Raw genomic sequence first — 347 nt, 5'->3', positions numbered from 1 at the left:
GCGTGGAAGTTCGAGCAGCTGACCCTGGACAAGGCTGAGGTCAGCACCCAGGTCACCGACGAGCCTGGCACCCCGGGCAACGAAGGTGACATCGTCAAGGTCACCATCACAGCTGACCAGACCTCGGTCGCCGAGAACGTCAAACCGACGTTCACCGTGCATATCAATCAGCCTTTGGCTCACGACCTGGTCGTGACCCTGAGCAACGATGCCAAGGTCACCATCAAGGCTGGCGAAACCACCGCGGCTTACGAGCACGCAGCACAGGGCGATGACGTCTATCAAGATGCCGGCGAAATCACCTTGGGCATCAAATCGGCAGCCGACGCTACCGGTGCAGCGTTCGA

Annotated in this window: 1 protein-coding gene; it reads left to right on the top strand. The window is 60.2% G+C overall.

The genetic code is table 11. The features are described 5' to 3' along the window. On the top strand, positions 1–347 hold a 347-nt coding region (locus GYA94_RS23500; protein WP_161893197.1), incomplete at both ends, for an immunoglobulin-like domain-containing protein.

Origin of the sequence: Pseudomonas juntendi, assembly GCF_009932375.1 — a bacterium.
GTDB classification, from domain to species: domain Bacteria; phylum Pseudomonadota; class Gammaproteobacteria; order Pseudomonadales; family Pseudomonadaceae; genus Aquipseudomonas; species Aquipseudomonas juntendi.
This window is presented reverse-complemented; position numbering and strand designations above follow the sequence as displayed.